The sequence below is a fragment of the Actinomadura scrupuli genome (assembly GCF_050971785.1).
In the GTDB taxonomy this organism is placed as follows: domain Bacteria; phylum Actinomycetota; class Actinomycetes; order Streptosporangiales; family Streptosporangiaceae; genus Actinomadura_E; species Actinomadura_E scrupuli.
This window is the reverse complement of record NZ_JBPCCU010000006.1, coordinates 192,937-215,857: the sequence shown is the minus strand read 5'-3', so window position 1 is coordinate 215,857 and position 22,921 is coordinate 192,937. Positions and strand designations below refer to the sequence as shown.

Genomic DNA, 22,921 nt, shown 5'->3' with positions numbered 1-22,921 from the left:
ATCCGCCGCCGCCCCGGCCTGCCGGAGGGCCGCTGAACGTCCTCTTCTGCCACTCCGGGGGCTGACCGGCGGAGCCTGCCGCATACGGGAAGGGCCTGGCTGGCCGGGCCGGATCCGAGCGCTCGGACAAAAGGTACGAACCCCACCTTCCCCGTTCCTCCTTCTCCACCGGCGGCTCCTCCTCGTCACCTTCCCCGGGCCGGAAGACGCGAGGAAGGCCAAGGGAAGGTCCCCTTCCTAGCCTCCTCACATCGTCCCGCACGGCCGCACCGTCCGCGGCACCGCCGCGGCCAGGGCGGGCGGCAGCGGAAGCCCACCTTGCCCGGCCGTCCGCCGAGCGATGGTGCCGACGTCCCGGAAGCCAAGGAGTGATGCCTCATGTCCAGTGCGATCCTGACGAAGATTCGCGGGCGATACCCGGTCCTGCTCGTGGCGGGGGCCGCGCTCGCCGGCATCGGCCTGGCGGCGGTCCCGGCGCGCGCGGAGCCGCCCGAGGTGATCGTCGCCAGCACGCTCATCTGGCGGACGATGACGATCGACAACCCGGTCATCTACCGGGTCGACCTTCCCGCCGGCCATTGGACGGTCGCCGCGACGGCCACCGGCCAGAACAACAAAGCCGAAGCCAATTCGTTCGGCTGCTGGCTGTCCCTCACCGGTAACTTCCCCTACCCCAGCCTCGAGGTCAGGACCACGATCGGCCCAAAGCCCGCATTCGAGACCGCGTCGGCGGTCACCGCGGGCACCGTGACGACCAAGGGGTCGGCCAACTGGGGGTGCTCGGCCTACAACTCCACCACCAGCATGTCGGTGTTCAACGTGTCCATCGTGGCCACCCGCGTCAACTCCATGACCCAGGTCGATCTCGGCTGAGTCCGCCGGAGCGCGACACAGGACGCCCCAAACCACTGGGGACCTGGACGCCCACAGGACACATCGACCCACCGGCGGCCTGAACCACGCCCCACCGCAAGGTCAACAGAACCCCACAAAACGGACCGCAGGGCCGGGTAGCACCATCCGCTACCTGGCCCTTCGTCGTCCACAGCCACAAGCGGCTGGCCCCTCCATAACGAAAGACCCCCTAGGCTTGAGGCCTGGGGGTCTGTTCCGTCACTCTATGGCTACCGGTTTCGTCGGTAGCCCCGAGTGGGCGAGGAGGGATTTGAACCCTCACGTCCTTTCGGACACACGGACCTGAACCGTGCGCGTCTGCCGTTCCGCCACCCGCCCCGGGTGCTCGAAAAGGCTAGCACGGGTGATGGGGGTGGTCGGAACGCGCGATTGCTCTCCGCGAACCTTCACCCGGATACGATCGTCTAGAGGTGGGGAAGGGAGGTGCCCGTGGGTGTCCTACAGCGCTTCGAGCGTCGGCTCGAGGGCATGGTTGAGGGTGCCTTCGCTCGGGCCTTCAAGTCGGAGCTGCAGCCGGTCGAGGTTGCCAGCGCCGTACAGCGGGAGATGGACGAGCGAGCGGCGATCGTGGCACAGGGCCGCACGTTGGTCCCGAACGACTTCGTCGTCGAGATCTCCCAGGCGGACGGCCAGCGACTGCAGGTGTACGCGGACAGCCTGAGCCAGGAGCTGGCCAACCTCGCCCGGGAGTACGCCAAGGAGCAGGGATATTCCTTCGTCGGCCCGGTGCGGGTGCGGTTCGAGAACACCGGCGATCTGGGTCAGGGGATGTTCCGGATCCGTTCCGGCGTCATCCGCGGTTCCACGGTCGAGGGTGGGGAGATCAGGCAGCCGCACAGCGACTACGCGCCGCCGGCCGCCCGGCAGCAGGGGGCCTTCGGGGGGAGGCCGCGGCTGCTGGTGACGACCGCGGTGGACGGTGGCGAGAACGTGCAGCGGTCCTACGACATCACCACCCCGGTGACGCTGCTGGGCAGGGGCACGGACTGTGATCTGCGCCTGGTGGACGCCGGGGTCTCCCGGCACCACGCCGAGATCCGGATAGAGGGTCCCGAAATCGTTCTCGTGGATCTAGGGTCTACCAACGGCTCTTTCGTGAACGGACAGCCGATTCGACGCGTCACACTTGTCGACGGCTCCCAGGTAACAATGGGCCGTACAACTCTGGTGTTCCGCCGCGACAGGGAGTAACCCCCCTCCATGAGCCCGATAACCCTGACGCTGGTCAAGGTCGCGTTTCTCGCGGTCCTGTGGCTGTTCGTCATCGCCGCCGTAGGCGTGATGCGCGCCGACCTGTTCGGGTCCAAGGCGGCGACCAAGGCCGCTCGCCCCCGAACGGCCAAACCCGCGAAGCAGCCCAAGCCGAGACCTCAGGCGGCCTCGTCGGCCCAGCCGGCCGCCCGCGCCGGACGCGGCGGGCCCGGCCGGCTCGTCGTGACGGAGGGCCCCAGAGCAGGCGTGACCATCGACCTCGGTCAAGTCCCCATTACCATTGGCCGCGCCAATGACGCCACCCTGGTGGTGATCGACGACTACGCTTCGAGCCGGCACGCCCGAATCTTCGAGCAGGGCGGTCAGTGGATCGTGGAAGATCTCGGCTCAACGAACGGCACCTACCTCGGACGCACGAAGGTGACTCAGCCCATGCCGATCCAACCCGGTGTCCCCATCCGTATCGGCAAAACCGTCATTGAGCTGCGCAAATGACTATAGGAATCCGCTACGCCGCGCGCTCCGACGTCGGCATGCTGCGCGAGGGCAACGAGGACTCGGCCTATGCGGGCGCGCGTCTGCTGGTGGTGGCCGACGGCATGGGAGGGCACGTAGGCGGCGAGATCGCCAGTGCCGCCGCCGTCGAGACCCTGCGCAAGCTGGACACCGAGGTGCCCGCGCAGGAGCTGCTGGCCGCCCTGGAGCGCGCCGTCAAAGAGGCCAACGACAAGCTGCACAACATCGTCGAGGGCGAACCCTCCCTGCAGGGCATGGGGACGACGCTCACCGCGATGCTGTGGTCGGGCTCCCATGTCGCCCTGGTGCACATCGGCGACTCGCGTGCCTATCTCCTGCGCAACGGCGAGCTCTTCCAGATCACCCACGACCACACCCTGGTGCAGTCGCTGGTGGACGAGGGCCGGATCACCCTGGACGAGGCCGCCTCCCATCCGCAGCGCTCGCTGCTGCTGCGCGCCCTCGACGGGCGCGGCGAGGTCGATCCCGACCTGGCGCTGCGCGAGGCCCACGTGGGCGACCGTTATCTGCTCTGTTCCGACGGCCTGTCGGGGGTGGTGAGCGCGGAGACCATCCACCAGGTGCTCTCCACGCAGTCCGAGCCCATCGGGGCCATCAAGCAGCTGATCGATCTGGCCAACCGGGGCGGCGGTCCCGACAACATCACCTGTGTCGTCGCCGATGTGATCGACCTCAACCAGCAGCAGCCCCCGGCGGCACGGCCGATGCTGGCGGGCGCCGCGGCGAACGCGGCCGGGCCCGGATCCGCCCCGGTGCGGGCCGGCAACACGCCCGCCCAGCGCGCCGCGGAGCTGCACGACACCCTGCCGCAGCCCGCCGTCGGCATCGACGGCATGCCGCCCCCCGCCCCCGGACCCGGCGCGGCACCGATGCACGCCGCCGGCTCGCCGCTGTCGGCCCCCATGCCCAGCGTGCCGCCCGCCGGACCTCCACCGGCACAGGCGATGTCCGGCCCGCCCTCCGGCGGTCAGGCCGAACGCGGCCGTGGCCGGGGCCTGACCTGGCTGATCGCCGTGGTCGGGGTGTTCATCCTGCTGATCGGCGTCGGCGCGTTCTTCGGCAACCAGTACCTCAGCAGCGGCTACTACGTCGGCGTGGGCAACTCCGCCGCCACGGGCAAGAACGTCATCGTGGTCGTCTACACCGGCAAGCCCGATGTCGACGTGTTCGGCAAGAAGTTCACCGCGAAGGCACCGCAGAGCAAGCAGACCAAGACGCCGATCCTGGTGGACGACCTGGACTTCCCGCAGCAGATGGCAGTCAAGGGCAACCTCGTCGTCAACGGCCGCCTGGAGACCACGCTCCAGAAGGTGGAGGCCTCGGTCTGCTGGTACCTCATCCACCCGGGCGGAAAGAACAACTCCGAGGTGGTGATCACCAAGGACCCCACCCAGACCGAGCACAACCTGAAGTGCCCGAACATCGCCAACGCCGCTCCGCCCAAGTTCGACCGGCTGCCGGAGCCCGAGAAGGCCGAGGTCGGCAAGGGCATCCGGAAGGCCAAGACCGACGCCACCAGCAAGATCGCCAGCCTGATCGCCGCGGCCAACAAGAACTGCGCCGAGAACCGTGACATCCCCGCCTGCAAGGGAGGGACATGAGTGCTCTGAGCAACCCGCTGCCGGCCGGTCCGCGACGGGGTGCCTCGCTGGCGCTGCTCGTCTTCTCGCTGATCGTCACCATCTCGGCCTTCGCCCAGGTCGGGCTGAGCCGTGACGGCACCCTGCCCAGGGGCATGTTCGGGTACGGCATCGCGATCGTCGTGCTGGCCGGGGCCGCCTTCTACGTGGTGGCCCGCTGGGCGCCGTACTCCGACCCGCTGCTGCTGCCGCTGGCGATGTTCCTCAACGGCATCGGCCTGGCGATGATCTATCGCATCGACCAGAAGACCGCCCCCGACTACAAGGCGGTCGAGGCCGCCTACAAGGCCTCCCACCCCGGCCAGCGGTACGTCCCGTTCGGCGCCGGGTCCAGCGCCAACACCCAGCTGCTGTGGACCGTGCTGGGGATCGCACTGTTCATCGGGGCGGTGCTGCTGCTCCGCGAGATCAAGATCCTGCAGCGCTACCACTACACGCTCGGCGCGCTGGGCCTGATCTTCCTGGTCGCCCCGCTGTTCTTCCCCGCCATCAACGGTTCGAAGGTCTGGATCACGGTCGGGTCCTTCCAGATCCAGCCGGCCGAGTTCTCCAAGTTCGCACTGGTGGCCTTCTTCGCTGGCTATCTCGTCAAGAAACGGCAGGCGCTGTCCCTGGTGGGACGCAAGGTCGGCTTCCTGGAGCTGCCCCGGGCGCGTGACCTGTTCCCCATCCTGATCTTCTGGGTGATCAGCCTGGCCATCCTGGGCATCCAGAACGACTTCGGCACCGCGCTGCTGTTCTTCGGGCTGTTCGTCAGCATGCTCTACCTCGCCACCGGCCGCGCCTCCTGGGTGATCATCGGCCTCTCGCTCTTCATGGGCGGTGCGCTGCTGCTGTTCCTGGCGGCGGAGGCCATCGGGGGACCCCTGTCGCACGTCACCCAGCGAGTCGACATCTGGCTCAACCCCGAGCCGTTCTTCAACGGCGGCTGCGCCCTGCCCAACGGCACGATCAAGAGCATGGACGGGGTGAGCAACGCCTTCGGTGCCTGTCTGAAGCTGGGTGGCGACTACTCCGACAGCGCCCAGCTCATGCAGGGCCTGTTCGCGATGGGCCAGGGCGGGGTGCTCGGCACCGGGCTCGGCCAGGGCCAGCCGTACATCACGCCGCTGGCGTTCAGCGACGAGATCTTCACCTCGCTGGGCGAGGAGCTGGGGCTGGCCGGGCTGATGGCCATCCTGCTGGTCTACGCACTCATCGTGCAGCGCGGCATGAAGACCGCGATCGCCGCCCGCGACCCGTTCGCCAAGCTGTTCGCCGGCGGAGTCTCCTTCGTCTTCGCCCTCCAGGTCTTCGCCATCGTCGGCGGAGTCACCCGGCTCATCCCGTTCACGGGTCTGACGACCCCGTTCATGGCGCAGGGCGGTTCCTCCCTGCTCGCCAACTGGATCCTCATCGCGATGTTGATCCGGCTCAGTGACCAGGCTCGGCGCCCCGCCCCGCAGTCGATCCAGGATGAAGGACTGACCCAGGTGGTGAGCACCCGATGAACAGTGAGCAGCCGCGCGGCGGCTGGACTGAGGAGCGCGCGCAGCGAGGTACGAGCGAGCACGCGACGAGGGAAGCCGCCGCGTCAAGGCGGCTGCGAACCACGAGCGGAGCGAGCCGATGAACATGGACAGGGCTCTCAAGCGCGTGACGCTGGTGGGGATGCTGCTGATCTTCGCTCTGATGATCAACATCAACTACATCCAGGGCAGCCAGGCCGACAACCTGAAGAAGAACAAGAAGAACGCCCGCCAGTACGCCGACATCTTCACCCGGGACCGCGGCGCGATCCTGGCCGACGGCACCAAGCTGGCCGAGTCGTTCAAGATCGGTGGCGACAGGGGGAAGAAGTACGCCCGCAAGTACAACGGCGGCGCGGCCTTCTCCCCGGTCACCGGATACTTCATGCCGAGCGGCGCCAAGGGCGGCCTGGAGCTGGCCTATGACAGCCTGCTCGACGGTATCGACAAGCGGATCTCGGTGCGGAGCTGGTTCGACGCCTTCGTCGGCACCAAGGCCAAGGGCGCCAACGTCTACACCACCATCGACTCCAAGGCGCAGCGGGCGGCCTACTCCATCCTCAAGGGTGGCACCGAGCGGCGGGCCGGCGCGGCCGTGATCGACGTGAAGACCGGCGCGATCGTAGTGCTGGCCAGCACCCCCTCGTTCGACTTCAACACCATCGCCGGTCAGCAGGACGGCGCCAAGGCCAACGAGAAGTTCGTGCAGGAGCAGAAGCAGCGGTTCAACCCGACGGTCGACAAGGTCATGAGCGACCGGTTCCCGCCCGGCTCCACCTTCAAGATCCTCGTGGCGGCGGCCGAGCTCGACTCGGGCCGGCTGAACACGGGGAGCACGGTCGAGACCAGCGAGCTCATCCTGCCGGAGTCGCGCAAGCCGCTGCCCAACGACCCGGGTGCCGCCTGCGCCGGTCAGCCGACGCCGCTCATCGAGGCCTTCGCCAACTCCTGCAACTCGACCTTCGGCCGGTTCGCCCTGCAGATGGGCGCCCCCGAGCTGAACAAGCTGGTGACCAGGTTCGGTTTCAACAGCGCGACCGAGATCGAGAGCGACCTGAAGACCGCGACGAGCAGCCTCACCGTCCCGGGCAAGGACCCGACGAAGATCTCCGGTGACGCGCTGGGCCGTACCGGCATCGGCCAGGAGAACGTCGGCGCCTCCCCGCTGCAGATGGCCATGGTCGCCTCGGCGGTCGCCAACAACGGCAAGCTCATGAAGCCGTACCTGGTCGACAAGGTCGTCACCCCGGACAACCAGGAGCTCTACAACGCCAACCCGAGCGAGCTGGGCCAGCCCATCAAGAGCAGCACCGCACAGCAGCTGCAGGACATGATGCGGGCGGTCGTCGAGCGGGGCACGGCCAAGAACCTGCAGGGCAAGAACGTCGCGGGCAAGACCGGCACCGCGGAGCTGGGCCTGGGAACGGTCAACGACCGGTGGTTCGTCGGCTTCAGCCCGGCGCAGAGCCCCCGGTACGCGTTCGCCGTGATGACCGAGGGGCCTGGATTCGGTGCGACCGCCGCGGGTGAGCAGGCTGCCCGGATCATGGCGGCGGTGCTCCAGAAATGAGCGATGACCTCGTCCTCAACCACCGGTACCGGCTGATCGAACGGCTGGCCACCGGTGGGATGGGCGAGGTCTGGCAGGCCACGGACGAGGTCCTCGAACGCCCGGTGGCGGTGAAGCTGCTACGCCCGGAGTTCGTCTCCGACGAGATGGCGCGCACCCGGTTCCGGGCCGAGGCGCGGTTCGCGGCGGGCCTGCAGCACAGCGGCATCGCGCAGGTGTACGACTACGGCGAGCACGACGACCAGGCCTACCTGGTCATGGAGCTGGTGCCGGGTGAGCCGCTGTCGAAGATCCTTCGCCGGACGGGGAGCCTGACCCCGGAGTCGACCCTCGACATCATCGGGCAGGCCGCCCGGGCCCTCCAGGTCGCGCACACCTCCGGGATCATCCATCGCGACGTCAAACCCGCGAACCTGATGATCACCGGGGACGGCACCGTAAAGATCACTGACTTCGGCATCGCCCGCGGCAGTCGGCAGAGCAACCAGACCCTGACCGGCATGGTGATGGGCACCGCCCAGTACGTCGCGCCGGAGCAGGCCTCCGGGCAGGTGGTCACTCCGGCCGCCGATCTGTACTCGCTGGGGATCGTGGCCTACCAGTGCCTGCACGGGGAGCCGCCGTTCGACGCCGACTCCCCGGTGGCGATCGCGCTCAAGCACGTGCGGGAGGAACCGCCGGAACTGCCGCTCGACGTACCCGCGCCGGTGCGCGAGCTCGTACGGCAGCTGCTCGCCAAGGACCCGGCCGAGCGGCCGGCCAGCGCCCAGGCCCTCGCCGACCGCGCCTACGTGATCAAGGACTCGCTGGCCCTCGGCCTCGAGCCGGCCGAGCCCTCCTCCGCGCCGCCGGTCACCGCCGACACCTCTGAGCTGCCCTGGAGCGAGAAGGCCGGCAATTCCTCCGGCGCCCGCTCGGCACTGTTCGTTACCTCCATGGCCGTCGGGATTCTGCTTCTGGGAATGATCGTGGTGGGTTCTCTCTGGCGTTTGCCCCGTCACGCTAACCTGAACGGGAATTCGACGAAGGTTCAGTCCGTCCCGGGTGATGTGCTCCAGGGCAAGCCTGCCGAACCGGGCCGGAAAACTCCGACTCCTGGCTATTCCTGGGTCAGGCCGAATCCCGTGAACGGTGTGTCAACCTCTCCGACGCCCAAGGCGTCCACAACGGGGAAAGCCAGTGCGACCCCGACCAAGACAACTCCAACCACCCCGCACCCCACACCGACCCCGGTAGTGAGCACCACGCCGCCGCCGACTCCGACATCAGATCCCTCAAGCACTCCGCCGGCGGGGCTAAGTTCGGATACCAGGGTGTAGACGAGTAGGGAAAGTGCAGCGAGACATGACTCAACCTCGGCTACTCGGTGGCCGTTACGAGCTGGACGGCGTGATCGGGCGCGGCGGCATGGCCGAGGTGTACCGCGCCCGGGACCAGAGGCTGGATCGGATCGTGGCGATCAAAACGCTGCGATCGGACCTGGCCCGTGATCCCACGTTCCAGGCACGGTTCCGCCGCGAGGCCCAGTCGGCCGCGTCCCTCAACCACCCCTCCGTCGTCGCCGTGTACGACACCGGCGAGGACACGATGGGCGACACGCTGATCCCGTACATCGTGATGGAGTTCGTCGAGGGCAGCACGCTCCGCGACCTGCTCCGGGAGAACCGGCGGCTGCTGCCCGAGCGCGCGCTCGAGATCGTCGACGGCATTCTGCGGGCACTCGACTACAGCCACCGCGGCGGCATCATCCACCGCGACATCAAGCCCGCCAACGTCATGCTCACCCGCGGGCACGAGGTCAAGGTCATGGACTTCGGCATCGCCCGGGCCATGGCCGACTCGGCCGCCACGATGACGCAGACCGCCCAGGTCATCGGGACGGCCCAGTACCTCTCCCCCGAGCAGGCACGGGGCGAGCGGGTGGACGCCCGCAGCGACCTCTACTCGACCGGCTGCGTGCTGTACGAGCTGCTCACCGGACGGCCGCCCTTCACCGGCGACTCCCCGGTGGCGATCGCCTACCAGCACGTCCGGGAGGAGCCCATCCCGCCGTCGCAGGTGGACCACGACATCCCGCAGTGGTGCGACGCCATCGTGCTCAAGGCGATGGCCAAGGACCCGGGCGCCCGTTACCAGAGCGCCACCGAGTTCCGGGCCGACCTCCAGCGGGCCATGCAGGGCATGCCCGTCGCCGCGTCGGCCGCCTCGACCATGATGATGGGCCGCACGTCCGTCATGCCGCCGGCGGCGGCCGGCCCGCCCACCCGGGCGCAGCGCCCGATGGACACCGGCTACGGCCTGCCACCGGTGCGGTACGACCAGGACGACGACGACCGGGGCGGGGGGAGCGGCAAGAAGGCGGCCCTCTGGGTCGGTCTCGCCATCCTGTTCATCGGTGGCGCCGCGCTGATCGGCGTGCTGCTCACCGGCGGGTCGGGCTCCGGCAACGGCACGCCCAGCGCGTCCTCCAGTGCCAGCGCCGCCGCGATCCAGGTGCCGCAGCTGGTGGGTCTCAAGGAGGACGCCGCCAAGAAGGCGATCACCGACGCGGGCCTCGAGGTCGGGGATGTCTCCGAGGAGAACAGCGACTCCGTCCCCAAGGGCTCGGTCATCAGCTCCGATCCCGGCGAGGGTGAGGACATCGCCAAGGGCGAGAAGGTCGACCTGGTGATCTCCAAGGGCAAGGCCGTGAAGAAGGTCGATGTGCCCGATGTCACCGGCCAGCCCTACTCCGCGGCGCAGCAGCAGCTGCAGTCGGCGAAGTTCCGGGTGGTCCGCAAGACCCAGTCCTCGGAGACCGTCCCCAAGGACACCGTGATCAGGACCGATCCGTCGGCCGGCACCAGTGTCTCCGAGGGCTCGAAGATCACCGTGGTGGTGTCCTCGGGTACCTCGAACGTGACGGTACCGGAGCTGAGAGGCTCCAGCCCGCGGGCCGCCTGCAACCAGATCAAGTCCATGGGGCTGCGGTGCAACGTGCAGGAGACGCCTCCGGACGGGCAGACGCCGCCAGGCCTGGTGTACCGGTCCGACCCGCCGGCGGGGGCGACGCTGTCCGCCGGTGACACCGTGACGGTGTTCGTCGGCAAGGCCCAGAACCCGTTCCCGTCGAACACCCCCGGCATTCCCTGAGCCGGCACGACGCGAAGACCCCGGCACTCCGATGGGAGTGCCGGGGTCTTTGCTGTACGCGGGGCCCGCGAGCGGGGCCGGACATGACGAGAGGGTCTCCGCCACTCGGGGGCAATGGCGGAGACCCTCGGTCTGTTCTTCGTTCCGGGAAGTAAGGACGTTACAGATCTCTGCCAAGTTTTCTTCACCTGGCTGATAAAGACCCTGCGTTTCGCCCGTTCAGACGGTGGCCGCACAGCTGGCGAGCCAGTTGCCGAGGAGCCGGTGTCCGTGCTCGCTGAGCACCGCTTCGGGGTGGAACTGGACGCCCTCGATGGGGGCGGTCCGGTGGCGCAGCCCCATGATGACGCCGGGCTCGTCCTCGGTGGGCGGGGTACGCGCGGTCACCTCCAGCTCGGGCGGCACGGTCAGCGGGTCCACGGCCAGGGAGTGGTAGCGGGTGGCCCGGAAGGGCGACGGCAGGCCGTGCAGCACCCCGGCGCCCCCGTGGTAGATCTCGCTGGTGTAGCCGTGGACCACGGACGGAGCGTGCGAGACCACCCCTCCGTACGCCTGGGCGATCACCTGGTGCCCGAGGCAGACCCCGAGCAGCGGCAGTCCGCGGCGTTCGGCCTCGTACACCAGGTCGAGGCAGACCCGGGCATCGGAGGGATGGCCGGGACCGGGGCTGAGCAGCACTCCGTCGGCGTCGGCGGCGTCGGCGAAGCCGACGTCCGAGCGGTCCTTCACCTCGCAGTCGGCACCGAGCTCCAGCAGGTACTGCACGATGTTGAACACGAAGCTGTCGTGGTTGTCCACGACGAGGATGCGGGTCACGGCTTGGCCGGAGAGGAGATTCCGCCTTCGACGGTGCCGTGGTCGAAGTGCAGCTTGGGCTCGGCCCACGGGAAGACGACGAACCAGAGCAGCAACGCCAGGACCAGGACCAGTCCCGCGGCCACCAGTGCCTTGGTGCCGGGCCGGCCGGGCAGCGAACGCCAGATCCATGCGTACATCAGGAGACCACTGTATTCACGCGCGGAATCTCCTGCACCAGCTCTCCGAAGACGACGAGCCGATGCGACGCCGAGTACTTGGGATGGCAGGTGGTGAGGGTGATGAGGCGCTTGGTCGGCTTCGCCCCGGCGTGGAAGGGCACCGGCTCGGTGACATCGACCGCGGTGGGCTTCACGACCTTTTCATCCGTCACCCGGTAGACGTACTGCTTGTCGCGGGTATCGATGAGGATCTTGTCGCCGTCGCGCAGCTCGTTGACCCGGTTGAAGGGCGCGGCGTAGGTCGTGCGGTGCCCGGAGACGACGAAGTTGCCGACGCCGCCGGGCATCGCCGTGCCCGGGTAATGGCCCGGCCCCTTGCGCAGATCGGCCACGGTGACACCTTCGATCACGACGTAGTGATAGCTCTTGCCGAGCCGGGGAATGCGGATCAACGCCAGTCCCTGGCCCAGATGGACCTTCTCGCTGGTGGTGATGGTGCGCTTGGCGTTCCACTGCTTGTTGAGCTGCTTGCCGAGCTGGTCCTGCTGGTTGGAGGTGTACGCACCCGTACCCCACAGCTCGTAGGCGACGAAGAGCAGCATGACGAGCCCTGCGGTGATGCAGAGCTCGCCGAGGCTACGGATGAGAGTCCGCACCGGGTGGCACCGTCGCGTAGTTCATCGTCACGTTTCCCGTGTATGGGGGCAGGGTGACCTGGCCGAGAGTCTTCACGTCATAGCCGAGTCCGTACTCGGCGACGTATTCCTTGTAGTTGGTGATGTCCGGAGCCGCGTCGAGCGCCGCCCTCAGCCGGGCCGGATCGCCGACAGCGATGATCCGGAACGGCGGTGAGTAGACGACGCCCTGCAGGATCAGGGTATTGCCCACGCACCGTACGGCGCTGGTGGAGATGAGGCGTTGGTCCATTATTTGCAAACCGATGGCACCCCCTGACCAGAGCGCGTTGACGACCGCCTGTACATCCTGCTGATGCACCACCAAATCGTCGGCGGCCGGTGCGCCGGGGTACCGCCGGCCCCGGGGCGCGTCGTCGAGGACGACCCGGAGCCCCCTGCCCGTGAGGGGGGTGAAACCGGACCTGCCGGCCAGCGCGTCCGCCCGGGCCTGTGCCTGCTTGACCCGGGCGTCGCCCCGGCCCGCCTGCCGGGAGATCCCGTCGACGGTACGGCGGAGCCGCTGGTAGGAACCGAGCTCCTGCAGGTTGCGGCGCTGCTCGGCGGTGATCAGCTCGGTGAGTTTGGTACGGCTGCCGTCGCGCAGGTCGGTGCCGCGGGCCGTGCTCGCGCTCGCCGCGAACAGGGTGCCCGCCCCGAGCGTGAGCACGGGAATGAGGTGTGACCACCGAGTTTTCACCGGCGTTAACGCTACCAGCGGGTAGATGAGGGCCGGAGGATGTGTCGTGTCGTCCCGGGAAGCCCTACGCTTGCTCACCAGCGACTACGCTTGATGGCAAACCACCCATGCGCGGACCGGCACCCGGCCGCGTTCGCGCCCGAGGAGATCCACGGTGCCCAAGTCCAAGGTTCGTAAGAAGGGCGTGTACACGCCGCCGCAGAAGTCCCAGGCGGCCCAGGTCAGTCCGCGCTGGCTGGTGCCCACCATGGTGGGCAGTTGGCTGGCCGGCCTCGCGTGGATCTCCACGTACTACATCCTGGCGAGCACCAACACCCAGCTCGCGCCGTTCCACACGCTCGGCAACTGGAACCTCGGCATCGGGTTCAGCCTGATCATCGCCGGGGTCATCCTCTCGACCAAGTGGCGTTGACCGCCGGTACCCACCTTTTCCACCGCTCAATCCACTGAAGTTATCCACAGCCTGTGGATGGGGCCGGGACAATCCCCAACCGCTGTGATCATGTGGCGCCACGGCAGGAAGCGCATGGTCACAGCGGTCAGGACGTGAGCTGGACCGTCTTGACGGCGACGAGGGCGAGCAGCAGTACCAGCACCGCCACCGAGGACCCGATGTGGACGGCCTGCCGGTGCCTGGCGGGTGCGTAGGCGTACGCCAGGGCGACGACCGCGCCGGTGACGAGCCCGCCGATATGCGCCTGCCAGGAGATTCCCGGCACCCAGAAGGTGATCACCAGGTTGATCGCCAGCAGGATCACGATGCCCTTGGGGTCGGCGCGCAGCCGCTTGAGCACGACGAAGAAGGCACCGAAGAGGCCGTAGATCGCTCCGGACGCGCCCACCCCGAGGACGTCGGGCGCCAGCAGGTAGCACAGCACGTTGCCGCCGAGCGCCGCCAGCAGATACAGCACCGCGAAGCGGGTCCGCCCCAGCAGGTGCTCCAGCTGGGGACCGACCGCCCACAGCGCCCACATGTTGAACAGGATGTGGCTTATCCCCAGGCTCCCGCCGTTGGGCGGTGAGTGCAGGAACGCACCGGTGATCAGCCGGTACCACTCACCGTCCGCCACCCCCAGGCCCGGGATCAGCTGGCCGAAGCGGTTGTAGCCCTCACCCAGCATCCCGAACCGGGTGACCACCCCTTCGTCGGCCAGCTCGGCGAGATAGCCCAGCAGGTTGAGGGCGATGAGGGTGTAGGTGACGACCGGCGTCACCGTGAGCCGGCCGCCGAAGACCGTCCGGGGCTGCCGGACGGTCTTGTTGGCCGCCCGGACGCACTCGACGCACTGGTGGCCTACGGCCGCGTCACGCATGCACTCCGGGCAGATGTAGCGGTCACAGCGGGTGCACCGGACATACGTCTCCCGGCCGGGATGCCGATAGCAGCTCGGCACCCCGGCCGGGGCGTCCGGCTCGGGCTGCGAATCGGTGCTCATACCTGTATTACGACTGACGCCGGTCGATCGTCACAGACTCGATGGCGATATCGGTCTGCGGCCGGTCCCGCGCGTCGGTCGGGGACTTGGCGATCGCGTCGACGACCTCGCTGCCCTGGACGACCTCACCGAAGATGGTGTGGCGGTTGGTCAGATGCGGGGTCGGGCCGACGGTGATGAAGAACTGCGACCCGTTGGTGCTCGGGCCGGAGTTCGCCATGGCCAGCAGGTACGGCCGGTCGAACCGGAGACTCGGGTGGAACTCGTCGGCGAACTTGTAACCCGGGCCGCCGGTGCCGTTGCCGAGCGGGTCGCCGCCCTGGATCATGAAACCGTCGATGACCCGGTGGAAGATCGTGCCGTTGTACAGCGGGTTGTTGGACTTCTGCCCGCTCTCCGGGTCGGTCCACGTTCTGGTGCCCTCGGCGAGACCGGTGAAATTGGCCACGGTCTGCGGAGCCTGCTCGGGGAACAGCCGGATGACGATGGGCCCGAGCGTGGTGTTCAGCGTAGCGATGAGCTCTTCGGCCATGAGTGTTCCTCCTGATCAATTCGGACATGGTTACGTGCGCGTGAGCGCGTGACCGCATACTCCCACGGACGGTGGTTTACATCGTGTCCGGTGGGAAGGCTGCAAGACAGGACCTCGCAAACAGGGAGGTTAGCGTGTCCACGAATGTTCACATCCGCCGAAAGCCGCAGTTCGAGGTCGGACGGGAGCGGCTGCACCGCATGCAGGAGCAGGCTCAGCAGGGTGTCTCGTACGCGGCGGACAGGCTCGGCCCGGCCTCTCAGCACGCCCGGGAGGTCGCCTCGGAACGCCTTTACGAGGCCCGGGAATGGTCCGCACCGCAACTGGAACGTGCGGCCGAGTACGTAGAGACCGAGCTCGGCCCGCGGGTCGGGGCATTGCTGTCCACGACCGCGCACAAGGTCCGGCCGGCACGGCCGAGCCGCCGGAGCCGCAACGTCGCACTGATGATGCTGGCCCTGGTGAGCCTGGCAGGAGTGGCGGGCGTCATGGCGACCCGCCGCAACGGGCTGCTCACCATGCAGTCCGAGGAAACGGCAGAGCCGATGGAGAGGGAGCGGGCCGCCAACGGGCAGGTCCGTATGCCCTGACCTGAGCAGGGAAGGGCCCGGCTGAGACATCGGCCGGGCCTTTTCGCTGGGCGCGTCCCCCTCCCAGGTCACTTCTGTCCTGCATGTACCGTTGCGCCATGTCTTTCGCCGCCTCGATCAAGGACGTGCTGGCGTCCCGGGCTCGCCGAACGATCGCCACCACCGTGCATCGCGGCTGGGGGTGGATCCAGCGCCACGGGGAGATCACCCCGAGCACTCCAGCCGGACACCGGTTCGCCTATCTGGGTGACGGCGCCTGCATCGCCTTCCCGCCCGGCGCGCTGTACGGCGAGCCGTGGATCTCCATCGGAGACCACACTCTGATCGGCACCCATGTGACCATCTCCGCCGGCTTCGTGCCGGGACTCGATCTCGGCTCCGAGCTGATCGTACGGATCGGTGCCAGCTGCTCCATCGGGCGCGGCAGCCATGTCGTCGGCCACCAGTCCATCGAGATCGGCGATGACGTCTTCACCGGCCCGCACGTCTACATCACCGACCAGAACCACTCCTATGGCGATCTGGACCTGCCCATCGGGCGTCAGTGGCCGGAGAACAACCCGGTGGTGATCGGCGACGGCTGCTGGATCGGCACCGGCGCGATCATCCTGCCCGGCACACGGCTCGGCCGGAACGTCGCGGTGGCGGGCGGAGCGGTGGTCCGTGGCGAGTTCCCCGACCACTGCGTGATCGCCGGGGTGCCCGCGAAGATCGTGCGACGGCACGACCCCGAGGACGGCTGGCTGCCTCCGATGAAGGGACGGCCGCCGCTGATCTCGATGGACGAGCTGGCCAAGCTGTCCCCCGAAGGCCTGGAAGGCCTGCAGCTGCTCCAGGACCGGCTGCGCGAAGAAGCCGGCTGACCTGCCGTGACCCTGTGGCCGGCAACGGTACGCGACCGCGGACCACAGGGTCAGGGCGGATCAGATCAGCTCTGGTAGGACGGGCGGGTGCTCTGGTGCGAGGCCGGACGGCTGCTGCGCGGCTTGAACGGCCGCCGCTCGCCACCGCCGGTGTTGTCGCCGGTGCGGGAGCCACCGCGGCTGTCGTAGGACTGGCCGCCGCCCGAGGTGCCACGGTCTCCGTAGGTGCCGCGCTCGCCGCCACGGCCACCACCGCGGCCACCGTCGCCCCGGCCGCCGTAGCCGCCGCCACTGCCACCGGACCGGCCGCCGTAACCGCCGCCCCCGTAGCCGCCGCCACCGGACCTGCCACCGCCGCCGTAACCGCCGCCGGAGCGCCGGCCGCCGCCGCCCGAACGGGTCGGCCGCACGGAGATGATGGGCTCGGGGATCGGCTCGCCGCTCGGCGGGCGCGCCCCGGTCAGCCTGGCGAGCTCCTGGTCACCGGCGAAGACCTTGGTGCGGGGGGCTTCGATGCCGGCCCGCCGGGTCATCGCGGAGGTGGAGCGCACCTGGTGCGGGAGGACGAGGGTGACGACCGTGCCGCTCTCGCCGGCCCGCGCCGTACGGCCCGCCCGGTGCATGTAGTCCTTGTGGTCGGCCGGCGGGTCGATGTGCACGACCATGGTGACGTCGTCCACGTGGATGCCCCGGGCCGCGACGTCGGTCGCGACGAGCACCCGGATGGTGCCCTCACGGAACTCCGCCAGGGTGCGGGTCCGGAGGTTCTGGCTCTTGCCACCGTGCAGCCCGGCGGCCCGTACGCCCACCTGGGCGAGCTGCTTGGCCAGCCGGTCGACGCCGTGCTTGGTGCGGGCGAACAGGATCGTCCGGCCGTCACGGTTGGCGATCTCCGCGGTGACGGCGTTCTTGTCCTTGGGGGCCACCAGCAGAAGGTGGTGGTCCATGGTCGAGACCGACTCGTCGACCGGCCCGATCGCGTGGGTGACCGGGTTGTCGAGGTAGCGCCGGACAAGGACGTCGACGTCCTTGTCCAGGGTGGCGGAGAACAGCAGCCGCTGTCCGTCGTGGCGCACCTCGTCGAGGATGTCGGTCACGTCGGGCAGGAAGCCCATGTCGGCCATGTGGTCGGCCTCGTCCAGGACGGTGATCTCGATGTCGCGCAGATCACAGGCGCCCTGGCGCATCAGGTCCTTGAGCCGGCCGGGAGTGGCGACGAGCACCTCGACGCCGCGGCGCAACGCGTCGATCTGGCGGGGCATCGAGGTCTGCCCGATGACGGTCTTGAAGCGGAGGCCGAGGCTGCGGCCGAGCGGCTCCAGCACTTCCTGGACCTGCATCGCGAGCTCGCGGGTGGGCACCAGGATCAGGGCGAGAGGCCGCTTCGGCGCGGCCTTGCGGCCACCGAGCAGGGTCAGCAGGGGGAGCCCGAAGGCGAGGGTCTTGCCTGAGCCGGTCTTGCCTCGGCCCAGCACGTCCCGGCCCTCGAGAACGTCCGGGATCGCGGCCGCCTGAATCGGGAACGGCGCCTCGATGCCCTGGCGGGCGAGAGAGGCGACCAGGGGTGCAGGCAGGCCGAGCTCAGCGAACGTGGGGGTGGATATGGACGTGGGCGTGTCAGACACGTAATACCTTCCGAGAGGGGGCACGTCTCGGGAGGCACCACAGCAGAAAGTGGGCTACAAGGACGAGCCATAGCGCGCGGATACGCGCCGTAAGGGTGATTGCAACTCAGTCTAACGTTGCCGGTGAGCGCATTTATGCCCTGAGTGGCAATGAGCACATCGGTAGAGGGGAGATCGTGACGTCGGGAGTGACCATCGCGAACCACTGAGTCGATGCGGCGGTGCGGGGCGTACCTTCCCAGGGGCAGTGAACGTTCCCCCCATCCTGCTCAACGCCGTCATCACCGCCATCCTACTAGGTGATCAGCCACCTCGGGCCTGTGGGGAGCGCCACACGCCACTCTGAACAGCGGTGCACCGGAAATCTCAATGATCAGCAGTCACAGCCGATGGCGCCGACGGGAGCGGTCAGCGGGTCGGCCGCCCGGCGGCTGACGGTGCCCGTCCCCTCCATACCGGTGACGACCGGAAGACCTTCACGGGCCCAGTATTCGAAGCCGCCGAGCATCTCCTTGACCGGAAGGCCGAGCCTGGCGAACTCCAGTGCCGCCTTGGTGGCGCCGTTGCAGCCGGGCCCCCAGCAGTGCACGACCACGGTCACGTCCCGGCCGATCAGGGCCGGTGCCCGCGCGGCGATCTCGGCGGTGGGCAGATGGATCGCGCCCTCGATGTGGCCCTGAGCCCAGCTCTCGGCACTGCGCACGTCGACCACCACGATGCCCGCCGCCCCGGCGGCCAGGTCTGCGGCGACGTCGGACACATCCGTCTCGTGCGCCAGCCGGGCCGCGAAGTGCAGCAGCGCCTCGGTGTTGCCGGCGGCGGGCACCGCGGTGACGGCGCTCTGGGTGCGGACGGACATGGTGCTCCTCCAGGGGAAAGGGAATCTCGGGGACCGCTCCCGATGCTGGCAGGAGAGGCAGCGCCACGGACAGTGGCACGAATGCCGGATATCGCTAAGATCCCGCCATCCGGCCCGCCGCCGGAGAGGCCTCCGGTGCCTTGATGCTGTCCACGGGCCCCGGGAGTGGCGTGGTTAGGATCACGCCATGCCCGTCCTCGATCCCGTGGCCGTTTCCCGGCGGAAGGCCGTCGCGCCACCCGCGCGGCGGCGGACGCTCTCGGTGCTGGTGTTCGACGGCATGGCGCCGTTCGAGCTGGGCGTGGTGGTGGAGATCTTCGGTCTGCCCCGCCCGGAGCTGACGGTGCCCTGGTACGACCTGCGGGTCTGCGCGGAGGAGCCTGGACGGCCGCTGCGGGCGGTGGGCGGCTTCTCGATGACGGCCGAGCACGGGCTGGACGCCTTCGCCGAAGCCGACACGGTGATGGTCGTCGCCGTCCCGGACGTGCACACGGAGGTCTCGGCGGCGGTGGTCGAGGCGCTACGGAAGGCGCACGAGCGCGGTGCCCGGATCGTCGCGATCTGCTCGGGAGCCTTCGCGCTGGCCGCCGCGGGGCTGCTGGACGGCCGGGAGGCCACCACGCACTGGCGGTACGCCGACCTCTTCCAGCGACGTTATCCACAGGTTCGGCTCGACCCGGACGTGCTCTATGTGGACGGCGGGGACGTACTGACCAGCGCGGGCAGTGCCGCCGGGCTCGACCTGTGCCTGCACCTCGTCCGCCAGGACCATGGAGCCCGGGTCGCCAACGCGGTGGCCAGGCGGCTGGTCATCCCGCCGCACCGGGAGGGCGGCCAGGCGCAGTTCGTGGAGGCCGCCGTCGCCCCGGTGACCGAGGACGACGGCGTCGGCCGCGCGATGGCGTGGGCGCTCGGCCATCTCGCGGAGCCGATCACCGTGGCCGAACTCGCCAGGCAGGCCCACCTGGCGCCCCGTACCTTCATCCGGCACTTCAACCGGCACACGGGGACCAGCCCGCTGCGCTGGGTGATCGGGCAGCGGGTCATGGCCAGCCTGCCGCTGCTGGAGGGCACGACGACTTCCGTGGAGGAGATCGGGGCCGCCGTCGGCTTCGACAGCCCGGCCACCTTCCGGCACCACTTCGCCCGCGCCATGCACACCTCGCCCTCGGCCTACCGCCGCACCTTCCGAATGACGGGCTGAGACCGGTCCCCACGGGCCGGCCGAGGCGGGGAATCGGCGTTCGTCGTCCACAGGTTGTGGAGAACTCCGGGCTGTCAGCCTCCTGTCAGCGTTCGAAGGGCGATGACGGGGGCCTGTCAGCGCCTTCCCTGAGAGTCGTCCCAGGACGAACTGAATCAGGGGTGGACATGACGTATGTGATCCAGGCCGAGGGCCTGAAGAAGCGCTTCGGCGAGACCCGGGCGCTGACCGGGGTGGATCTGTCGGCGCGCAAGGGCACGGTGCTCGGCGTGCTGGGGCCCAACGGCGCGGGCAAGACCACGGCGGTGCGGGTGCTGGCCACCCTGCTCAAGCCGGACGAGGGGCGGGCCGAGGTCTGCGGGTACGACGTGGTCAAGGACGCCGTGCAGGTGCGCCAGCTGATCGGGCTGACCGGGCAGTACGCCTCGGTGGACGAGGAGCTAACCGGCCTCGAGAACCTCGTGATGATCGGCCGGCTGCTTGACCTCAGCCGGCCGGAGTCCAAGCGCCGGGCCCGGGAACTGCTGGAGCGGTTCAGCCTGACCGAGGCCGGGGGCCGGTCTGCCAAGACCTACTCCGGTGGCATGCGCCGCCGGCTCGATCTGGCCGCCAGCCTGGTCAGCGAGCCCGCGGTCATCTTCCTCGACGAGCCGACGACCGGGCTCGATCCACGAGCACGCAACCAGGTGTGGGACACCGTGCGCAGGATGGTCGCGGAGGGCACGACGGTGCTGCTCACCACGCAGCATCTCGAGGAGGCCGACGCGCTGGCGGACCAGATCGCGGTCTTCGACCACGGCCGGGTGGTGGCCGCGGGCACCTCCGACGAGCTCAAGGCGCAGATCGGCAGCCAGACCCTCGTGGTCCGGGCCGCCGATCGCGCCCGCACCCCGCACCTGGCCGCGATCGTCGCCGACCTGACCGGGATCCGTACGGAGATCGACCTGGAGAGCGGGCTGGTCACCGTACCGATCGCGGACCCCGCCCTGCTCTCGGCCCTGGTCAGGCACCTCGACGACGCCGGTATCGCACTGGCCGAGCTGGCGTTGCGGATGCCCAGCCTGGACGAGGTGTTCCTCACCCTGACCGGCCGCCCCGCCGAGGACGGCCTCATCACCGAAGGAAGCGTGGCATGACCGCGATCACCGTCCGCCGCCGGATCGGCGCCGGCCAGGCTCTGCGCAACGGGCTGACGCTCGCCTGGCGCAGCGTCGTCCAGCTCAAGCACTCCCCGGAGAAGCTGCTGGACGTCACGCTGATGCCGATCGTCTTCCTGATCCTGTTCCTGTACGTCTTCGGCGGCGCGATCGCCGGGAACACCCACGCCTACCTCCAGGTCCTGCTGCCCGGCCTGGTCGCCCAGATGGCGATGTTCGGCACGATGGGGCTGGGAGTCTCGCTGAACGAGGACATCCACAAGGGCGTCTTCGACCGGTTCCGCAGTCTGCCGATCGCCCGATCGGCGCCGCTCGTCGGAGCGGTCCTCGGCGAGACCATCCGGTTCTGCGTCACCATGGTGGTCCTGGTGGGGTTCGGGTCGCTCCTCGGCTTCCGCTTCCACACCGATCCGGGGTCGGTGCTGGCCGCGTTCCTGCTGGCGTACGTCTTCTACCTGGGCATCTGCTGGATCTCGGTGCTCGTCGGGCTGGTGGCCCCGTCGCCGGAGACCGTCCAGGGGCTGGCCTTCATCTGGACGATGCCGCTGACCTTCGGCAGCAGCGTCTTCATCGCCGACACCCACACCATGCCGGGCTGGTTGCAGGCCTGGGTGAAGATCAATCCGGTGACGCACCTCGCCGACTCCGTACGGGCGCTGACGGTCGGCGGGCCGGTCGGCGACCACGTCCTCTACTCGCTGCTGTGGGCGGGCGGGATCGTCGTGGTGACCTTCCCCCTGGCGCTGCGGATGTACGGACGCCGGGTCTAGGGCACTACCGTCCAAGCCCCAGCGGCAGGCACAAACGCCTTCTTTAGCCCTTTAGACGTCGCGTACGAGGTCGTGGGCGGCCTGGCTGAAGGCGTGGACACGGGCGGTGGCGCCGTCGGCACGCCAGAGGAGGCCCCACTCCAGCGGCGGGGCGTCGTTGAAGGGGACGTAGGCGACATCGGGGCGCGGGTAGTAGCGTCTGGCGTGCGCGCCGACGGGGAAGACTCCCCGCCCGGCGCCGACGAACGTCAGCATCTCGTGGAAGGTCGCGGCCGACGGGCCGGGCTCGATCGGCTTTCCGGTGGGCGTCTGACGGGGCGTGCGGTCAGCGCGCCGGGAGTCCGGGAGCGTGTCAGGCAACCGCAGCACCGGGACCCGGGACAGATCCTCGACGGAGACGGACTCCCGGCGGGCGAAGGGATGTCCGTGCGCCACGGCGAGCAGGAGTGCCTCGGCCACCAGCATCGGACCCATGATGATGTCGGGTTCGTGCACGGGGAAGGTGGCCAGCACGATGTCCACCTCGCCGTCGCGAAGCCACGGCCTGGTGTCCGCTAGCTGGGCTTCGCGGAGCTGGACGTCGCAGTCGGGGTACCGGTCCCGGAACAGCTCGGTTGCCCTGACCAGCAGTTGACCTCCTGCTGCGTCTGTGAAGGCGACCCGCAGTGTGCCGGTCAGGCCCTTCCCGGCGTCGATCGCCCGCTCTAGCGCGGTACCGATCTGTGTCCAGGCGGGCCGGATGTCCTCGTACAGCTGGCGCCCTACCGCGGAAAGCTCCACCCGGCGGCTGGTGCGATTGAACAACGGGACGCCGACGCGTCGCTCCAGTTTGGCGATCGTCTGGCTGACCCGGGCGGTGGACACGTGCAGCCGTTCGGCGGTGCGGCCGAAATGCAACTCCTCGGCGAGCGTCACAAACGCCTCCAGCTCGTGCCGCTCCAGCATGACCCCATCTTCCATCGTTAATCGAGGCTTCACGATCCTTGCACAGGCCCGCATTGATCAGGAACCTGGCCCGCC

The 22,921-nt window shown here is 68.9% G+C and carries 23 protein-coding genes and 1 tRNA gene; 14 read left to right on the top strand and 10 right to left on the bottom strand.

Annotation, left to right across the window (positions count from 1 at the left end; genetic code table 11):
• Positions 1–378: 378 nt before the first annotated feature.
• The gene (locus ACRYCC_RS26685) at positions 379–873 is read left to right on the top strand and encodes a hypothetical protein (RefSeq protein WP_433816435.1); all 495 of its coding nucleotides are present in this window, start codon (positions 379–381) and stop codon (positions 871–873) included.
• 277 nt (positions 874–1,150) lie between these two features.
• Here the strand turns inward: ACRYCC_RS26685 and ACRYCC_RS26680 are convergent.
• Positions 1,151–1,233 (bottom strand) — tRNA-Leu (locus tag ACRYCC_RS26680).
• A gap of 111 nt (positions 1,234–1,344) precedes the next feature.
• Here ACRYCC_RS26680 and ACRYCC_RS26675 point away from each other — a divergent pair.
• The 7 genes from ACRYCC_RS26675 to pknB all read left to right on the top strand — a co-directional run bounded on the left by ACRYCC_RS26675 (position 1,345) and on the right by pknB (position 10,514).
• A complete protein-coding gene (locus ACRYCC_RS26675; protein WP_433816434.1) occupies positions 1,345–2,106 on the top strand; it encodes an FHA domain-containing protein in 762 nt (253 codons plus the stop codon).
• Positions 2,107–2,115: 9 nt separating this feature from the next.
• Complete coding sequence (locus ACRYCC_RS26670) at positions 2,116–2,622, top strand: FHA domain-containing protein FhaB/FipA (protein WP_433816433.1); 507 nt, start codon at positions 2,116–2,118, stop codon at positions 2,620–2,622.
• Positions 2,619–4,265 carry a Stp1/IreP family PP2C-type Ser/Thr phosphatase gene (locus ACRYCC_RS26665; RefSeq protein ID WP_433816432.1) on the top strand — a complete coding sequence of 549 codons (1,647 nt, stop codon included), beginning with the start codon at positions 2,619–2,621 and terminating at the stop codon, positions 4,263–4,265. Before ACRYCC_RS26670 ends, ACRYCC_RS26665 begins: the two co-directional genes overlap by 4 nt.
• Complete coding sequence (locus ACRYCC_RS26660; protein WP_433816431.1) at positions 4,262–5,794, top strand: FtsW/RodA/SpoVE family cell cycle protein; 1,533 nt, start codon at positions 4,262–4,264, stop codon at positions 5,792–5,794. The genes ACRYCC_RS26665 and ACRYCC_RS26660 overlap by 4 nt, the downstream gene beginning before the upstream one ends.
• 118 nt (positions 5,795–5,912) lie before the next feature.
• The gene (locus tag ACRYCC_RS26655) at positions 5,913–7,382 is read left to right on the top strand and encodes a peptidoglycan D,D-transpeptidase FtsI family protein (RefSeq protein ID WP_433816430.1); all 1,470 of its coding nucleotides are present in this window, start codon (positions 5,913–5,915) and stop codon (positions 7,380–7,382) included.
• Positions 7,379–8,701, top strand: coding sequence for a serine/threonine-protein kinase (locus tag ACRYCC_RS26650; protein WP_433816429.1), 1,323 nt, complete (start codon positions 7,379–7,381; stop codon positions 8,699–8,701). The genes ACRYCC_RS26655 and ACRYCC_RS26650 overlap by 4 nt, the downstream gene beginning before the upstream one ends.
• 25 nt (positions 8,702–8,726) lie before the next feature.
• Positions 8,727–10,514, top strand: a complete 1,788-nt coding sequence (pknB, locus tag ACRYCC_RS26645; protein WP_433816428.1) for a Stk1 family PASTA domain-containing Ser/Thr kinase — start codon at positions 8,727–8,729, stop codon at positions 10,512–10,514.
• A gap of 219 nt (positions 10,515–10,733) precedes the next feature.
• Here the strand turns inward: pknB and ACRYCC_RS26640 are convergent, their stop codons facing one another.
• From ACRYCC_RS26640 to ACRYCC_RS26625, 4 genes are read right to left on the bottom strand one after another with little or no spacing between them, the layout of a single operon-like run.
• Positions 10,734–11,330 (bottom strand): anthranilate synthase component II, encoded by a 597-nt coding sequence (locus ACRYCC_RS26640; RefSeq protein WP_433816427.1) that lies wholly within the window; start codon positions 11,328–11,330, stop codon positions 10,734–10,736.
• Positions 11,327–11,509 carry a hypothetical protein gene (locus ACRYCC_RS26635; RefSeq protein WP_433816426.1) on the bottom strand — a complete coding sequence of 61 codons (183 nt, stop codon included), beginning with the start codon at positions 11,507–11,509 and terminating at the stop codon, positions 11,327–11,329. Before ACRYCC_RS26635 ends, ACRYCC_RS26640 begins: the two co-directional genes overlap by 4 nt.
• Positions 11,509–12,147, bottom strand: coding sequence for a class E sortase (locus ACRYCC_RS26630; protein WP_433816425.1), 639 nt, complete (start codon positions 12,145–12,147; stop codon positions 11,509–11,511). The genes ACRYCC_RS26635 and ACRYCC_RS26630 overlap by 1 nt, the downstream gene beginning before the upstream one ends.
• Entirely contained in the window at positions 12,128–12,865 is a 738-nt protein-coding gene (locus ACRYCC_RS26625) for a DUF881 domain-containing protein (RefSeq protein WP_433816424.1), read from the bottom strand. The genes ACRYCC_RS26630 and ACRYCC_RS26625 overlap by 20 nt, the downstream gene beginning before the upstream one ends.
• A gap of 154 nt (positions 12,866–13,019) precedes the next feature.
• On the opposite strand from ACRYCC_RS26625, the gene ACRYCC_RS26620 reads away from it, so the two are divergent.
• On the top strand, positions 13,020–13,277 hold the full coding sequence (locus ACRYCC_RS26620) for a cell division protein CrgA (protein ID WP_433816423.1): 258 nt from the start codon (positions 13,020–13,022) through the stop codon (positions 13,275–13,277).
• Between the two features lie 127 nt (positions 13,278–13,404).
• Here the strand turns inward: ACRYCC_RS26620 and ACRYCC_RS26615 are convergent, their stop codons facing one another.
• Together ACRYCC_RS26615 and ACRYCC_RS26610 are read right to left on the bottom strand one after the other, a co-directional pair.
• Positions 13,405–14,301 (bottom strand): rhomboid family intramembrane serine protease, encoded by an 897-nt coding sequence (locus ACRYCC_RS26615; RefSeq protein WP_433816422.1) that lies wholly within the window; start codon positions 14,299–14,301, stop codon positions 13,405–13,407.
• Between the two features lie 7 nt (positions 14,302–14,308).
• Positions 14,309–14,833, bottom strand: coding sequence for a peptidylprolyl isomerase (locus tag ACRYCC_RS26610; protein WP_433816421.1), 525 nt, complete (start codon positions 14,831–14,833; stop codon positions 14,309–14,311).
• Between the two features lie 134 nt (positions 14,834–14,967).
• Between ACRYCC_RS26610 and ACRYCC_RS26605 the strand changes: the two genes are divergently transcribed.
• Entirely contained in the window at positions 14,968–15,423 is a 456-nt protein-coding gene (locus ACRYCC_RS26605) for a hypothetical protein (protein WP_433816420.1), read from the top strand.
• A 98-nt stretch (positions 15,424–15,521) separates the two neighbouring features.
• Positions 15,522–16,286 carry an acyltransferase gene (locus ACRYCC_RS26600; RefSeq protein WP_433816419.1) on the top strand — a complete coding sequence of 255 codons (765 nt, stop codon included), beginning with the start codon at positions 15,522–15,524 and terminating at the stop codon, positions 16,284–16,286.
• Positions 16,287–16,351: 65 nt separating this feature from the next.
• Here ACRYCC_RS26600 and ACRYCC_RS26595 read toward each other — a convergent pair whose 3' ends face one another.
• The gene (locus ACRYCC_RS26595) at positions 16,352–17,911 is read right to left on the bottom strand and encodes a DEAD/DEAH box helicase (protein ID WP_433816418.1); all 1,560 of its coding nucleotides are present in this window, start codon (positions 17,909–17,911) and stop codon (positions 16,352–16,354) included.
• Positions 17,912–18,284: 373 nt separating this feature from the next.
• Positions 18,285–18,770 (bottom strand): rhodanese-like domain-containing protein, encoded by a 486-nt coding sequence (locus ACRYCC_RS26590; RefSeq protein WP_433816417.1) that lies wholly within the window; start codon positions 18,768–18,770, stop codon positions 18,285–18,287.
• Between the two features lie 187 nt (positions 18,771–18,957).
• On the opposite strand from ACRYCC_RS26590, the gene ACRYCC_RS26585 reads away from it, so the two are divergent.
• From ACRYCC_RS26585 to ACRYCC_RS26575, 3 genes are all read left to right on the top strand, one after another.
• Positions 18,958–19,974 carry a helix-turn-helix domain-containing protein gene (locus ACRYCC_RS26585; protein WP_433816416.1) on the top strand — a complete coding sequence of 339 codons (1,017 nt, stop codon included), beginning with the start codon at positions 18,958–18,960 and terminating at the stop codon, positions 19,972–19,974.
• Between the two features lie 167 nt (positions 19,975–20,141).
• A complete protein-coding gene (locus ACRYCC_RS26580) occupies positions 20,142–21,110 on the top strand; it encodes an ATP-binding cassette domain-containing protein (protein WP_433816415.1) in 969 nt (322 codons plus the stop codon).
• Entirely contained in the window at positions 21,107–21,901 is a 795-nt protein-coding gene (locus tag ACRYCC_RS26575) for an ABC transporter permease (RefSeq protein WP_433816414.1), read from the top strand. Before ACRYCC_RS26580 ends, ACRYCC_RS26575 begins: the two co-directional genes overlap by 4 nt.
• A 51-nt stretch (positions 21,902–21,952) precedes the next feature.
• On the opposite strand, the gene ACRYCC_RS26570 is transcribed toward ACRYCC_RS26575, so the two are convergent.
• Positions 21,953–22,861: a LysR family transcriptional regulator gene (locus tag ACRYCC_RS26570; RefSeq protein ID WP_433816413.1), complete on the bottom strand. Its 909-nt coding sequence runs from the start codon at positions 22,859–22,861 to the stop codon at positions 21,953–21,955.
• Between the last annotated feature and the right edge of the window lie 60 nt (positions 22,862–22,921).